At 47.2% G+C, this 13,624-nt stretch carries 15 protein-coding genes; 14 read left to right on the top strand and 1 reads right to left on the bottom strand.

The window, feature by feature from the left end; translation table 11 throughout:
- Positions 1–61 precede the first annotated feature (61 nt).
- The 5 genes from queA (at position 62) to secF (ending at position 5,776) form a co-directional block, all read left to right on the top strand.
- Positions 62–1,114, top strand: coding sequence for a tRNA preQ1(34) S-adenosylmethionine ribosyltransferase-isomerase QueA (gene queA, locus LY387_RS13230; RefSeq protein WP_042476216.1), 1,053 nt, complete (start codon positions 62–64; stop codon positions 1,112–1,114).
- 183 nt (positions 1,115–1,297) lie between these two features.
- A complete protein-coding gene (gene tgt / locus LY387_RS13225; RefSeq protein ID WP_128647913.1) occupies positions 1,298–2,443 on the top strand; it encodes a tRNA guanosine(34) transglycosylase Tgt in 1,146 nt (381 codons plus the stop codon).
- Between the two features lie 169 nt (positions 2,444–2,612).
- On the top strand, positions 2,613–2,942 hold the full coding sequence (gene yajC / locus LY387_RS13220) for a preprotein translocase subunit YajC (RefSeq protein ID WP_042476222.1): 330 nt from the start codon (positions 2,613–2,615) through the stop codon (positions 2,940–2,942).
- A 20-nt stretch (positions 2,943–2,962) separates the two neighbouring features.
- Positions 2,963–4,819, top strand: a complete 1,857-nt coding sequence (gene secD / locus LY387_RS13215; RefSeq protein WP_267967693.1) for a protein translocase subunit SecD — start codon at positions 2,963–2,965, stop codon at positions 4,817–4,819.
- A 9-nt stretch (positions 4,820–4,828) separates the two neighbouring features.
- A complete protein-coding gene (gene secF, locus LY387_RS13210; RefSeq protein ID WP_042476228.1) occupies positions 4,829–5,776 on the top strand; it encodes a protein translocase subunit SecF in 948 nt (315 codons plus the stop codon).
- A gap of 391 nt (positions 5,777–6,167) precedes the next feature.
- Here secF and suhB read toward each other — a convergent pair whose 3' ends face one another.
- Entirely contained in the window at positions 6,168–6,971 is an 804-nt protein-coding gene (gene suhB, locus LY387_RS13205) for an inositol-1-monophosphatase (RefSeq protein WP_042476232.1), read from the bottom strand.
- Positions 6,972–7,148: 177 nt separating this feature from the next.
- Here suhB and trmJ point away from each other — a divergent pair, with 177 nt between their 5' ends.
- From trmJ to iscX, 9 genes are all read left to right on the top strand, one after another.
- Entirely contained in the window at positions 7,149–7,880 is a 732-nt protein-coding gene (gene trmJ, locus LY387_RS13200; protein ID WP_234496116.1) for a tRNA (cytosine(32)/uridine(32)-2'-O)-methyltransferase TrmJ, read from the top strand.
- 111 nt (positions 7,881–7,991) lie between these two features.
- On the top strand, positions 7,992–8,498 hold the full coding sequence (gene iscR / locus LY387_RS13195; RefSeq protein WP_042476234.1) for a Fe-S cluster assembly transcriptional regulator IscR: 507 nt from the start codon (positions 7,992–7,994) through the stop codon (positions 8,496–8,498).
- 28 nt (positions 8,499–8,526) lie between these two features.
- On the top strand, positions 8,527–9,741 hold the full coding sequence (locus tag LY387_RS13190) for an IscS subfamily cysteine desulfurase (RefSeq protein WP_234494443.1): 1,215 nt from the start codon (positions 8,527–8,529) through the stop codon (positions 9,739–9,741).
- Between the two features lie 33 nt (positions 9,742–9,774).
- Positions 9,775–10,155: a Fe-S cluster assembly scaffold IscU gene (iscU, locus tag LY387_RS13185; RefSeq protein WP_042500728.1), complete on the top strand. Its 381-nt coding sequence runs from the start codon at positions 9,775–9,777 to the stop codon at positions 10,153–10,155.
- Between the two features lie 74 nt (positions 10,156–10,229).
- Positions 10,230–10,553 (top strand): iron-sulfur cluster assembly protein IscA, encoded by a 324-nt coding sequence (iscA, locus tag LY387_RS13180; RefSeq protein WP_112460982.1) that lies wholly within the window; start codon positions 10,230–10,232, stop codon positions 10,551–10,553.
- Between the two features lie 56 nt (positions 10,554–10,609).
- Positions 10,610–11,125 carry a co-chaperone HscB gene (gene hscB / locus LY387_RS13175; protein ID WP_128647911.1) on the top strand — a complete coding sequence of 172 codons (516 nt, stop codon included), beginning with the start codon at positions 10,610–10,612 and terminating at the stop codon, positions 11,123–11,125.
- 23 nt (positions 11,126–11,148) lie between these two features.
- The gene (gene hscA / locus LY387_RS13170) at positions 11,149–12,999 is read left to right on the top strand and encodes a Fe-S protein assembly chaperone HscA (RefSeq protein WP_234494442.1); all 1,851 of its coding nucleotides are present in this window, start codon (positions 11,149–11,151) and stop codon (positions 12,997–12,999) included.
- Between the two features lie 18 nt (positions 13,000–13,017).
- Entirely contained in the window at positions 13,018–13,356 is a 339-nt protein-coding gene (gene fdx / locus LY387_RS13165) for an ISC system 2Fe-2S type ferredoxin (RefSeq protein ID WP_006072576.1), read from the top strand.
- A gap of 15 nt (positions 13,357–13,371) precedes the next feature.
- Positions 13,372–13,572 (top strand): Fe-S cluster assembly protein IscX, encoded by a 201-nt coding sequence (gene iscX / locus LY387_RS13160; RefSeq protein WP_042476251.1) that lies wholly within the window; start codon positions 13,372–13,374, stop codon positions 13,570–13,572.
- Positions 13,573–13,624 lie beyond the last annotated feature (52 nt).

The raw sequence follows: 13,624 nt of genomic DNA, 5'->3' as shown, positions 1-13,624 counted from the left end.
TATACTATGCGGCTGCGAATTTTTTCGCCGTTTTAGTCGCTTAATAAAGAAGATTGGTGTTATGCAAGTTTCAGATTTTCACTTCGAATTACCTGATGAGCTGATTGCTCGTTACCCAAAGGCAGAGCGCAGCTCAAGCCGACTGCTTCAATTGACCGGTAACACGGGTGAAGTTGTAGATGGAAACTTCACGGATATCGTCAGTCAAGTTCAACCTGGTGACCTTCTTGTGTTTAATAACACGCGCGTGATCCCAGCGCGTATGTTCGGTCGCAAAGCCTCTGGCGGTAAGCTAGAAGTACTGGTCGAGCGCATGCTTGATGACAAGCGCGTTCTGGCGCACGTACGTTGTTCAAAATCACCAAAACCAGGTACCGAGCTCTTTCTGGGTGAAAATGACGAATACCAAGCTATCATGACGGCGCGTCACGATGCATTGTTTGAGATTGAAATGCAGTCTGAAAAGACGGTGCTTGAGATCCTAAACGACGTTGGCCACATGCCACTGCCACCTTATATCGATCGTCCAGACGAAGATGCAGACAAAGAGCGCTACCAAACGGTTTACAACGAGAAACCAGGTGCGGTTGCCGCGCCGACTGCGGGTCTTCATTTTGATGATGGTGTTCTCGAGCAGATTAAAGCAAAAGGCGCTAACTTTGCGTATGTGACACTTCACGTTGGCGCAGGTACATTCCAGCCCGTTCGCGTTGAAAATATCCATGACCACCACATGCATGCTGAATATGTCGAAGTGCCTCAAGACGTGGTGGATGCGATTGCAGAGACTAAAGCAAACGGCGGTCGAATCATTGCTGTGGGTACCACCTCAGTGCGTTCACTCGAGAGTGCAGCGCAAGATGCACTGAAAAATGGTACCGAGTTAGTGCCTTTCTTTGGTGATACTGAGATTTTCATCTTCCCTGGCTATGAATATCAGCTAGTGGATTGTCTCGTGACAAACTTCCACCTACCAGAATCGACGCTGATTATGTTGGTCAGTGCGTTTGCAGGCTATGACAATGTCATGAATGCCTACAAGCATGCAGTAGAGCAAAAATACCGTTTCTTTAGCTATGGTGATGCGATGTTCATTACCAAGAAAACGGCATAACTGACGCCAGTAATTGGTAAGCTTTTTATTTCACTCAAGGACTCAGTGGAATACGGTAAGGAACACCAAAGCCGCTCGCTTAACGAGTTGATGTAGAGTGAGCGGATTCAAGTGCGGCAAGCTACGCTTGTTAGTGCGTTTTAAGATTGTGTCAGACTGTGTCTCTGGCAATTTGGAGGCTTCGTGAAATTACAATACGAACTTAAGAAAAAAGATGGTCACGCACGCCGTGGTCAATTGACGTTTGAACGCGGTACGGTGCAAACACCGGCATTTATGCCTGTAGGTACCTACGGTACGGTGAAAGGTATGACACCTGAAGAAGTACGCGGCACAGGTGCCGAGATTCTTCTCGGTAACACCTTCCACCTATGGCTTCGCCCAGGTCAAGAGATCATGAAGTTGCACGGCGACCTGCACGACTTCATGAACTGGCATGGTCCGATCCTGACTGATTCGGGCGGCTTCCAGGTATTCAGCCTTGGTGATATCCGTAAGATCACAGAAGAGGGTGTGCATTTCCGTAACCCAGTAAACGGTGACCGCATTTTCATGGATGCAGAAAAATCGATGGAAATCCAAAAAGATCTTGGCTCTGATGTAGTCATGATCTTTGACGAATGTACGCCATACCCAGCGACTCACGCAGAAGCGAAGAAGTCGATGGAAATGTCTCTGCGTTGGGCACAGCGCTCTCGCGACCACTTCGACAAGCTAGACAACGAGAACTCTCTATTTGGTATCGTTCAAGGTAGCGTGTACGAAGATCTGCGCGAAGTATCGGTGAAAGGTTTGACTGACATTGGCTTTGATGGCTATGCGGTTGGTGGTCTTGCAGTAGGTGAGCCTAAAGAAGAGATGCACCGCGTTCTTGAGTTCACGACACCTAAACTTCCTGAAGATAAACCTCGCTACCTGATGGGCGTAGGTAAACCAGAAGATTTGGTCGAAGGTGTTCGCCGTGGTATCGACATGTTCGACTGTGTGATGCCAACGCGTAACGCTCGTAACGGTCACTTGTTCGTAACAGGTGGCGTGATTAAGATTCGTAACGCAACAAACAAAACAGACACAGGTCCACTAGACGAGAACTGTGATTGCTACACCTGTCAGAATTACTCGAAAGCGTATCTACATCACCTAGATCGCTGTAACGAAATCTTGGGTGCTCGTCTCAACACGATTCACAACCTACGTCACTATCAAATGCTAATGGAAAGCATCCGTAAAGCGATTGATGAAGACCGTTTTGAGCAGTTTGTGGAAGAGTTTTACGCACGTCGCAACCGCGAAGTGCCACCACTAGATATGAAGGTCGACGCTCAATAGTTGGCTAAATAGTCGGCTATCCCTGCAATAGGTAACAAATCCTAGCTCTGGGTCACACTTTTTGTGCCTTTAAGCGAATAAGAAACATTGAGTTACCGTTTGCTTCTTGAAAAGATATGGGGATAGCCCAATTTTGGATATGTATTTACATTAAAGAGGATGTTCTCCGATGAGTTTGATTTCTGCAGCTCACGCAGCTGAAGCAGCACCACAAGGTGGCGGTTTCGAAATGCTAATCATGCTAGGCATGTTCGCGGTAATTTTTTACTTCATGATTTACCGCCCACAATCTAAGCGTGCAAAAGAGCACAAAAACCTAATGGCTTCTATGGGTAAGGGCGACGAAGTCCTAACTAACGGCGGCCTAATCGGTAAAATCACTAAAATCGCTGAAGATAACGACTACATTGCAATCGCACTTAACGACAACAATGAAGTAGTTATCAAGAAAGACTTCGTTACTGCAGTGCTACCAAAAGGTACGCTGAAGTCTCTATAAAACAGCTATAGGATCTCGCTGTGCTAAATCGTTACCCTTTGTGGAAGTACCTGATGGTGATATTCGCCATTGCGGCAGCGGCGTTATACGCACTTCCCAATCTATACGGTGAAGATCCGGCTATTCAAATTACAGGGGCGCGTGGCGCCTCTGTTGATATGTCGACGCTGGATACTGTCACTAAAGCTCTTGATGAAGAGCAACTCTCCCGTAAGTCCATTGCTCTAGAAAATGGCTCCATTCTTGTTCGTTTTACAGACACGGATACTCAGATCAGCGCTCGCGATATTATCAGCGAAGCGTTAGGCAAAGATTCAATCGTTGCACTTAACCTAGCCCCTGCGACTCCTAACTGGCTTGAAGCGATTGGCGCTGCGCCAATGAAGCTAGGTCTTGACCTTCGTGGCGGTGTTCACTTCTTGATGGAAGTGGATATGGATGCGGCGATGGAAAAACTTGTCGGTCAGCAAGAAGAAGGCTTTAGAAGTGATCTTCGTGAAGAGCGCATTCGTTACCGCTCTATCCGCCCTTCGGGTAGTGATGGCGTAGAAGTACTGCTCCGTGATGCTGAGCAACTTGCACAGGCGAAAACTGTGCTGGAAGCAAAATACCCAGACATGGACTTCACTGATTCTGACTCGAACGGCCGTTTTGCCCTTGTTGCTCGTTTCAAAGAAACTCGCCTACAAGAAATCCGTAACTACGCAGTTGAGCAGAACATCACTATCCTACGTAATCGTGTAAACGAACTAGGCGTGGCAGAGCCATTGGTTCAACGTCAAGGTGCGAGTCGCATCGTGGTTGAGCTACCGGGTGTTCAAGATACGGCACGCGCGAAAGAAATTTTGGGCGCAACAGCAACTCTAGAGTTCCGCGAAGTAGACAGTTCGGCTGACTTAGCGGCGGCAGCAAGTGGTCGCGCACCAGCGGGTAGCGAGATCAAGCTCGATCGTGACGGTCGTCCAGTTGTTCTTAAGAAGCGCGTTATTCTAGGCGGTGCTAGCATCACTGATGCGAGTTCGAGTGCTGATGAATATGGTCGCCCACAGGTTAACATCTCGTTAGACAGCGAGGGTGGTAACAAGATGGCGGCATTCTCACGTCAGAACATCGGTAAGCTAATGGCAACGGTTTTCGCTGAATATAAAGACAGCGGCAAACGCACGCCAGAAGGCAAGGTTATCCTTGATAAGCATGAAGAAGTAATCAACCAAGCGACGATTCAGTCTGCACTTGGTCGTAACTTCCGTATCACAGGTATCGACTCTGCTGCTGAAGCACACAACCTAGCACTACTGCTTCGTGCCGGTGCTCTGATTGCGCCGATTTCTATTGTTGAAGAGCGTACTATCGGTCCATCAATGGGTCAGCAAAACATCGATATGGGTATCAAAGCGTGTATCACAGGTATGATTGCCGTGATGCTATTTACGCTGGTTTACTACCGTCGATTTGGCCTATTTGCCAACATGGCACTGATGGCGAACATCGTCCTTATCGTTGGTGTGATGTCGATGATTCCAGGTGCGACAATGACGCTACCTGGTATCGCAGGTATTGTACTGACCGTTGGTATGGCGGTGGACGCGAACGTTCTGATATTTGAGCGGATACGTGAAGAGCTCAAAGAGGGGCGTAACCCTCAGCAAGCTATTCACCAAGGCTACGCTAATGCCTTCAGTACTATCGCCGATGCGAACATCACGACCTTGATCACAGCTATCATTCTATTTGCTGTCGGTACAGGTGCGATCAAAGGCTTCGCGGTAACACTGTCTATCGGTATTCTTACTTCTATGTTTACAGCCATCATAGGCACACGTTGTATCGTGAACCTAGTTTATGGCGGTAAGCGTATCAACAAACTGTCGATCTAAGGGTTAGTTATGTTTCAGATAATGAAAGCAGACAAAACGATCGACTTTATGCGTTGGTCAAAAGTTGCGTTCGTTCTATCTATTGTGATGATCGGCGCGGCTATTTTTACGCTGTCGACTAAGTGGCTGAACTGGGGCCTAGACTTCACTGGCGGTACACTTATCGAGGTAGGCTTTGAACAGCCTGCAAACCTTGAAGAAGTGCGCTCAGCGTTAGATGCGAAAGGCTTCGGTGATGCGACAGTGCAGAACTTCGGTTCGGCACGTGACGTTATGGTTCGCCTGCGTCCTCGTGATGATGTTCAAGCTGAAGCGCTTGGCAACCAGATCCTTGATGCGATTCGTGTGGGCACGGGTGAAGACGTTGAAATGCGTCGTATTGAGTTCGTTGGTCCTAACGTGGGTGATGAGCTCACAGAGGCAGGCGGTCTTGCTATTCTAGTGTCTCTTATCTGTATCTTGATCTACGTATCGGTACGATTTGAGTGGCGTTTAGCAGCAGGTGCGGTACTCGCACTCGCGCACGACGTTATCATCACACTAGGCGTATTCTCGCTTATGCAGATTGAGGTTGATTTAACCATCGTGGCAGCACTTCTAACGGTTGTCGGTTACTCACTCAACGATACCATCGTTGTATTTGACCGTATCCGTGAGAACTTCCGCAAGATGCGTAAGGGTGAGCCAGCTGACATCATGAACAGCTCAATCACGCAAACGCTAAGTCGTACCTTGATTACGTCCGGTACTACCTTGTTCGTAGTTATCGCACTATTCACTCAAGGTGGTGCAATGATCCATGGCTTTGCGACTGCATTGCTACTGGGTATTACGGTTGGTACTTATTCTTCTATCTACGTAGCATCTGCGCTAGCTCTGAAACTGGGTATCCAGAAAGAGCACCTAATGCCACCACAGATTGAAAAAGAAGGCGCTGAGTTTGATGAGATGCCATAAGGCTGATTGTTGGATTTGATGATATTGATAAAGCCACTCGAATGAGTGGCTTTTCTTTTGCGTGTCATTATCGAGGAGATTCCAGTCTGTCCTAAGACTGAGTGACCCCTTAGGCAGAGTCATCCCTCAGGCAGCGTCATCCCCTTGAAAAAGGGGATCTCCTACCGCGCGCTGAGAACATTATTTACGTAACATAGTCATTGTTTTTCAGTTGGCTACGCGCTTTAGGAGCTCTTTACTTTCGTGAAGATGACGGATAATTTTGTGGCTTTTAGCATTAGTAGGCAGCTTGTCAAAAAGCAAAAAAAATCCCGACCAGAGGTCGGGATTTCAAAATTCAGCTGTGACGGGCTGTGCTTTCTTTTACAGAACTATATTAAGCTGTAAAGAATTACTTAAGGATAGCTTCGTTACCGTTTTCACGGATGTGTTTTAGCATCGCTTTTACGCCGCGTGCGCTTGAAGCAACAACGTTACCAGACTTCATGTACTCTGTACCGCCAGAGAAGTCAGTTACGATAGCGCCAGCTTCACGAGCAATCAGTTCGCCTGCTGCCATGTCCCATGGTTTTAGGCCAAGCTCGAAGTAACCGTCTAGACGACCCGCTGCTACGTAACATAGGTCTAGAGCTGCCGAGCCAGCACGACGGAAGTCAGAGCACTCAACAAACATTGAAGACATGATCTTGAAGTAGCTTTCTGAGTGTTGCTTCTGCTTGAATGGGAAGCCAGTACCGATAACAGTACCTTTGATATCTTTAAGCTGTTTTACACGGATACGTGCATTGTTAAGCTGAGCGCCAGCACCGCGTTGTGCAGTGAAAAGCTCGTTAACCATTGGGTCGTAAACACACGCTACTTCTGTTTTGCCTTTGATGCGAACTGCAATAGACACAGAGAACGTAGGAATGCCTTGAACGAAGTTAGTGGTGCCATCCAGTGGGTCGATGATCCATTGTACGTCGCTATCTTTACCTTCAATTAGGCCACCCTCTTCAGCAATGATGCTGTGGTCTGGGTATGAAGCTTGGATAGTGCTGATGATGATTGCTTCGGCTTCTTTGTCTACGTTAGTAACGAAGTCATTAGTGCCTTTCTGTACTGACTCAATCTTGTCAGTGTTTTCTAGTGATTTAGCAATATGGTTGCCCGCTTTACGCGCAGCGCGTATAGCGATGTTTAGCATTGGATGCATACGAATTTTCCCAACGGATGTTAAAGAACAAAAAGCGGCGCGAAGTATACCAAAGATTTGGCAAAAGGGAAGTGGTTATTTTTTGTGCTGTTAATTTTATGAATAGAAAGATCCTGACTACTTTAGTCAAGTTTATGTTACCATTCTGCGATTGTGTAAAATGAGTGCAACGTGACAATGCTAGACAACGTAAAAATCGTCCTGGTTGGGACTTCTCATTCTGGAAATATCGGCTCGGCAGCTCGAGCGATGAAGGTGATGGGACTAAGCCAGATGGTGCTTGTGGACCCTCAATGTGAGGTGGATTCTCAGGCGGTTGCGTTGGCAGCGGGTGCCAGTGATATAGCATTAGGTGCAAAAATCGTTTCGACTCTAGAAGAAGCGGTAGAAGATTGCGGTCTAGTAGTTGGTTCAAGTGCGCGTTCACGCACTCTAGATTGGCCGATGATTGAGCCACGTGAGTGTGGCAAGAAGTTTGCGATTGAAGGCGAAAAGCACGCTGTCGCTTTGGTGTTCGGGCGCGAGCGCACCGGATTAACCAATGACGAGCTACAGCTGTGTCATTACCATACGTGTATTCCTGCAAACCCAGAATATAGCTCACTCAACCTTGCTATGGCGGTGCAAACACTTAGCTATGAAGTAAGAGTCGCGCATCTAGAGCGAGAGGCTCAGCAGTATTCAAAGCCAAGTGAAGTCGATTATCCACGTCACAAAGAACTTGAATTATTCTACCAGCACCTTGAAAAAGTCATTACTGATACCCAGTTTATTTCTAAGGATAAGCCGGGCCTTGTAATGAATAAGCTGCGAAGAATGTTTAGTCGAGCACGTCCTGAAGCGACGGAAATCAATACATTGCGCGGCATTTTAACCTCTGTTGAAAAAGCAATTGGGGTTAAAAAATAACCATTTCTTTTGTTGGGTTAAATACCTGAGTATTTTAGTCAATTAAATACTTGACTAAAATACTCAGGTATGAAAATATTTATGCCACATAATCAATGTGGATAGTGTGATATGAGACTTACATCAAAAGGAAGATATGCAGTAACAGCGATGCTTGATGTCGCACTGCACTCACAGCAAAGCCCAGTACCTCTAGCTGACATCTCTGAACGTCAAGGTATCTCTTTGTCTTATTTAGAACAACTGTTCTCTAAACTGCGTAAAGCAGGTTTAGTAGCGAGTGTTCGTGGTCCAGGTGGTGGTTACCGCTTAGGCGCAGAAGCCAATGAGATTTCCATCGGTACTGTCATCGCTGCAGTTGATGAGTCCGTTGATGCAACAAAATGCGCTGGCAAAGGAGATTGCCAAGGTGGTACACGTTGCCTCACACATACACTGTGGAGAGATTTAAGCTCTCGAATCAGTGACTTCCTAAACAACATCACTCTCGGTGAGTTGATGGTAGATAACGAAGTATTAGAAATTTCAGACCGACAAGACGTAGATCTCGCGGTAAATCATGGGTTCTCAAGAAAAAGTACAAGCACCGCACCCATCGGAATCAATGTTCGCTCGTAGTAGTGTCGCTTATACATTGGAGTAAAGAATGAAACTGCCTATTTATCTAGACTACTCTGCCACTTGCCCTGTCGATCCAAGGGTTGCAGAAAAAATGGTTCAATACATGACAATGGACGGTACCTTCGGTAACCCAGCGTCACGTTCTCACCGTTTTGGCTGGCAAGCAGAAGAAGCAGTAGACAACGCTCGTGAGCAGATCGCTGACTTGCTAAACGCTGACCCTCGTGAAATTGTGTTCACGTCGGGCGCGACTGAGTCTGACAACCTTGCGATTAAGGGTGCAGCGCACTTCTACAGCAAGAAAGGTAAGCACATCATCACGGTTAAGACAGAGCACAAAGCGGTTCTTGACCCATGTCGTCAGCTTGAGCGCGAAGGCTTTGAAGTGACCTACCTTGAGCCAGAGTCAAACGGTATTGTTGACCTTGCTAAACTAGAAGCGGCAATGCGTGAAGACACAGTGCTTGTGTCAATCATGCACGTGAACAACGAAATTGGTGTTGTTCAAGACATTACAGCTATTGGCGAGCTTTGCCGTAACAAGAAGATTGTATTCCACGTAGATGCGGCGCAATCTGCAGGCAAACTGCCTATCGACGTTCAAGAAATGAAAGTCGACCTGATTTCACTGTCTGCTCACAAAGCCTACGGCCCGAAAGGTATCGGTGCGCTTTACGTACGTCGTAAGCCACGTATCCGTCTAGAAGCGCAAATGCACGGCGGCGGTCATGAGCGTGGTTTCCGCTCTGGCACACTGCCAACTCACCAAATTGTGGGTATGGGCGAAGCCTTTGCTGTTGCTAAGCAAGACATGCAGAAAGACTACGACCACGCAAAAGCATTGCGTGACCGTCTACTGAACGGCGTTAAAGATCTTGAAGCCGTGACAGTGAATGGTGACCTGGAGCAGCGTGTTCCACACAACCTAAACGTAAGCTTTGCGTTTGTTGAAGGTGAGTCGCTACTGATGTCGCTAAAAGATCTCGCAGTATCTTCAGGTTCTGCATGTACATCAGCAAGTCTCGAGCCTTCATACGTGCTGCGTGCACTTGGCCTAAATGATGAGCTTGCACACAGTTCGGTTCGCTTCTCATTTGGTCGTTTCACCACTGAAGAAGACATCGACTTTGCGATTGAGCAGATCAGAACAGCAGTAAACAAATTACGTGACATGTCTCCTCTATGGGATATGTATAAAGAAGGGATTGACCTAGACACGGTTGAGTGGGCACACCACTAATCTCACGGAAGTAGAGGATTCGAGGAAGTTATTATGGCGTATAGTGAAAAAGTAATTGACCACTATGAGAACCCACGCAACGTAGGTTCATTTGATAAGAATGATCCGGCTGTGGGTAGTGGTATGGTTGGTGCACCAGCTTGTGGTGACGTAATGAAACTTCAGATCAAGGTGACACCAGAAGGTATCATCGAAGATGCTAAGTTTAAGACCTACGGCTGTGGTTCAGCGATCGCATCAAGCTCACTGGTTACAGAGTGGGTGAAAGGCAAGTCTATCGACGAAGCTGCAGCGATCAAGAACTCTGAAATTGCAGAAGAGCTAGAGTTGCCACCAGTGAAAGTTCACTGCTCAATTCTTGCTGAAGACGCAATCAAAGCAGCGGTTGCAGACTACAAGAAGAAGCACGACTAAACTGCTTGGATAACCAAGCCCTTTAGCTTTATTAAGACACAGTATCATCAAGAGAAACGAACAAAGGTTGTAGTATGGCCATCTCAATGACAGACGCAGCAGCGAGCCGAGTTAAGACATTTTTAGATAATCGCGGCAAAGGTATTGGATTACGCCTAGGTGTAAAGACCACAGGTTGCTCTGGCATGGCTTACGTTCTTGAGTTCGTTGATGAACTGGATGATGGCGATTCAGTGTTTGAGCACTCAGGCGTGAAAGTGATCATCGATGCTAAGAGCTTGGTTTATCTCGATGGCACAGAGCTCGATTATGTAAAAGAAGGCTTGAACGAAGGTTTTGAGTTCAACAACCCGAATGCGAAAGGCGAGTGTGGTTGTGGTGAAAGCTTTAATGTTTAACCTTTGACGAGCTTGGCTGTGATATCAGCCAAGCTCATTAATTGCGAGTCAATGCTATGAACCATTTCGAATTATTTGGGCTACCTGTTCAGTTTCAGTTGGACGGTAGCCTTCTTTCTTCTCAGTTCCGAGAACTGCAAAAACGCTTTCACCCAGACAACTTTGCCACTGCCTCTGAGCGCGACCGCTTACTTGCAGTGCAAAAGGCAGCGCAAATCAATGATGCCTACGAAGTGCTGAAAAAGCCTATCTCTCGCGCCGAATACTTATTGGCCGAAAACGGTGTCGATATTCGCGCGGAGCAGCAAACATTGCAAGATCCACTGTTCCTAATGGAGCAGATGGAACTTCGAGAAGAATTGGAAGATCTCGCGTCTTCAAGTGACCCTGAATCAGAACTTTTTGACTTTGAAGCTAAGGTCAGCAAAATGTTCAAGGTACAGCTATCAGAATTAGAAGATCAGCTTTCGCAAGCCGAATGGCCAGTCGCTGCTGATAGCGTTAGAAAACTAAAATTTATCGCCAAGTTGCAAAGTGAAATAGAACAGCTAGAAGATAAGCTGCTTGGTTAATGGAAGCTCCCAAGGATATTTGAATGGCATTACTTCAAATCGCAGAGCCGGGCCAAAGCTCCGCGCCACACGAACATAAACTGGCTGCGGGTATTGACCTAGGCACGACTAACTCCCTCGTCGCGACAGTAAGAAGTGGTGAAGCCGCGACATTGCCAGATGCCAACGGTAATAAGATTCTCCCATCAGCGGTTCGCTATGCGGATGACAGTATCATTGTCGGTATTGACGCTCGTGACAACGCAGCCCTCGACCCCGTTAACACCATCATTTCTGTGAAGCGCCTCCTCGGCCGCTCACTGGCAGATGTTCAGAGTCGTTATCCGTCAATGCCATATTCACTGACAGAAAGTGATAATGGTTTACCTGTTCTGCAAACCGCAGGCGGCGCAAAGAACCCGATTCAAGTTTCTTCTGACATTCTTAAAACGCTTGGTAAGCGTGCAGAAGAGTCACTTGGTGGCGAATTAGCTGGCGTGGTGATTACGGTTCCGGCGTATTTCGATGATGCCCAGCGTCAAGGCACCAAAGATGCAGCAAACCTAGCAGGTATGCATGTACTGCGTCTTCTTAATGAGCCGACTGCAGCAGCCATTGCTTATGGTCTAGACAGTGGTCAAGAAGGCGTAATTGCGGTTTACGATTTAGGTGGTGGTACCTTCGATATCTCTATCCTGCGTTTATCTCGCGGTGTATTTGAAGTGCTGGCAACTGGCGGTGATTCCGCACTGGGTGGCGATGACTTTGACCACCTCGTTGCCGACTACTTGCAGCAGCAAGCAGGCAAGTCAGAGCTTAACGCTCATGAGCAACGTGAACTGCTCGATGCAGCAACGCAAGCGAAAATCGATCTGAGCCAAAATGACGTTGCGACTGTTAACGTTCTTGGCTGGCAGGGTGAACTGACGAAAGCTCAGTTTGAAGACCTAATTCGCCCACTTGTGAAGAAGACACTGCTTTCATGTCGCCGTGCATTGAAAGATGCGGAAGTCGATGCAGAAGACGTCCTAGAAGTTGTCATGGTTGGCGGTTCGACTCGCACACCATTGGTTCGTGAAATGGTTGGTGACTTCTTCGGTAAAACACCACTGACAAGTATCAACCCAGATGAAGTAGTAGCGATTGGTGCAGCGATTCAAGCGGATATTCTTGCAGGTAACAAACCTGATTCTGAGATGCTGCTGTTGGATGTTCTTCCACTGTCATTGGGTATTGAAACTATGGGCGGTTTGGTCGAGAAGATCGTTCCACGCAACACCACGATTCCAGTGGCACGCGCTCAAGAATTCACTACGTTCAAAGACGGCCAAACGGCGATGTCCGTGCACGTAGTGCAAGGTGAGCGTGAGATGGTGGACGACTGCCGTTCATTGGCTCGTTTCTCACTAAAAGGCATTCCTCCAATGGCGGCGGGTGCAGCTCATATCCGTGTGACGTATCAAGTCGATGCTGACGGTCTACTGTCTGTTACCGCGATGGAAAAGAGCACGGGTGTTCAGTCAGAAATCCAGGTGAAACCATCTTATGGTCTTAGCGATGACGAAGTCACCAACATGCTCAAAGACTCGATGACATACGCCAAAGATGACATGCTAGCGCGTGCTCTGGCCGAGCAACGCGTAGAGGCCGACCGTGTTATCGAAGGTCTGATCGCCGCGATGCAAGCGGACGGCGATGCACTTCTAAACGAAGAAGAAAAACAGGCATTGGTTAAAGCGATTGAAGCTCTGATTGAACTTCGCAATGGCGATGATGCCGATGCTATTGAACAAGGTATTAAAGACACTGATAAGGCGAGCCAAGAGTTTGCATCACGTCGAATGGACAAATCCATCCGTGAAGCATTGGCGGGTCAATCAGTTGATAACATTTAGATCGAGGACTAAGTAGTCATGCCAAAAATTGTTGTTCTGCCCCATGAAGATCTCTGCCCAGAAGGCGCAGTATTAGAGGCTAATGAAGGCGAAACTGTATTAGACGTAGCGCTAAAGAACGGTATTGGAATTGAGCACGCTTGTGAAAAGTCGTGTGCATGTACCACTTGTCACGTCATCATCCGTGAAGGCTTTGATTCACTAGAAGAGAGTGAAGAGCTTGAAGACGATATGTTGGATAAAGCATGGGGTCTAGAGCCTGAGTCGCGTCTAGGTTGCCAAGCGGTTGTTGCAGATGAAGATCTTGTGGTAGAAATTCCAAAATACACACTCAACCACGCATCTGAAGATCACTAATTAACTGGAGGATTCATGAGCTTAAAATGGACTGATTCTCGTGATATCGCTATCGAGCTGTGCGATCAATTTCCAGAAACTGACCCGAAAACGGTTCGTTTCACAGACTTGCATAAATGGATTACAGACTTGGAAGATTTTGACGATGATCCAAATCGCTCAAATGAAAAAATCCTCGAAGCTGTGATTTTATGCTGGATGGATGAGTACGATTAAACAGACTTACTAGTTAGTTATACAAAAACGGGCCTTTGGCCCGTTTTTTTGT

Origin of the sequence: Vibrio maritimus, assembly GCF_021441885.1 — a bacterium.
In the GTDB taxonomy this organism is placed as follows: domain Bacteria; phylum Pseudomonadota; class Gammaproteobacteria; order Enterobacterales; family Vibrionaceae; genus Vibrio; species Vibrio maritimus_B.
The sequence above is the reverse complement of the archived record's forward strand: the minus strand, read 5'-3'. Positions and strand labels throughout refer to the sequence as shown.

What these genes read in the sequence shown, in the direction of transcription:
- queA (WP_042476216.1), top strand. Translation starts at nt 62, where the DNA reads ATGCAAGTTTCAGATTTTCACTTCGAATTACCTGATGAGCTGATTGCT.
- yajC (WP_042476222.1), top strand. Translation starts at nt 2,613, where the DNA reads ATGAGTTTGATTTCTGCAGCTCACGCAGCTGAAGCAGCACCACAAGGT.
- secF (WP_042476228.1), top strand. Translation starts at nt 4,829, where the DNA reads ATGTTTCAGATAATGAAAGCAGACAAAACGATCGACTTTATGCGTTGG.
- suhB (WP_042476232.1), bottom strand. Translation starts at nt 6,971, where the DNA reads ATGCATCCAATGCTAAACATCGCTATACGCGCTGCGCGTAAAGCGGGC.
- trmJ (WP_234496116.1), top strand. Translation starts at nt 7,149, where the DNA reads ATGCTAGACAACGTAAAAATCGTCCTGGTTGGGACTTCTCATTCTGGA.
- iscR (WP_042476234.1), top strand. Translation starts at nt 7,992, where the DNA reads ATGAGACTTACATCAAAAGGAAGATATGCAGTAACAGCGATGCTTGAT.
- LY387_RS13190 (WP_234494443.1), top strand. Translation starts at nt 8,527, where the DNA reads ATGAAACTGCCTATTTATCTAGACTACTCTGCCACTTGCCCTGTCGAT.
- iscU (WP_042500728.1), top strand. Translation starts at nt 9,775, where the DNA reads ATGGCGTATAGTGAAAAAGTAATTGACCACTATGAGAACCCACGCAAC.
- iscA (WP_112460982.1), top strand. Translation starts at nt 10,230, where the DNA reads ATGGCCATCTCAATGACAGACGCAGCAGCGAGCCGAGTTAAGACATTT.
- hscB (WP_128647911.1), top strand. Translation starts at nt 10,610, where the DNA reads ATGAACCATTTCGAATTATTTGGGCTACCTGTTCAGTTTCAGTTGGAC.
- hscA (WP_234494442.1), top strand. Translation starts at nt 11,149, where the DNA reads ATGGCATTACTTCAAATCGCAGAGCCGGGCCAAAGCTCCGCGCCACAC.
- fdx (WP_006072576.1), top strand. Translation starts at nt 13,018, where the DNA reads ATGCCAAAAATTGTTGTTCTGCCCCATGAAGATCTCTGCCCAGAAGGC.
- iscX (WP_042476251.1), top strand. Translation starts at nt 13,372, where the DNA reads ATGAGCTTAAAATGGACTGATTCTCGTGATATCGCTATCGAGCTGTGC.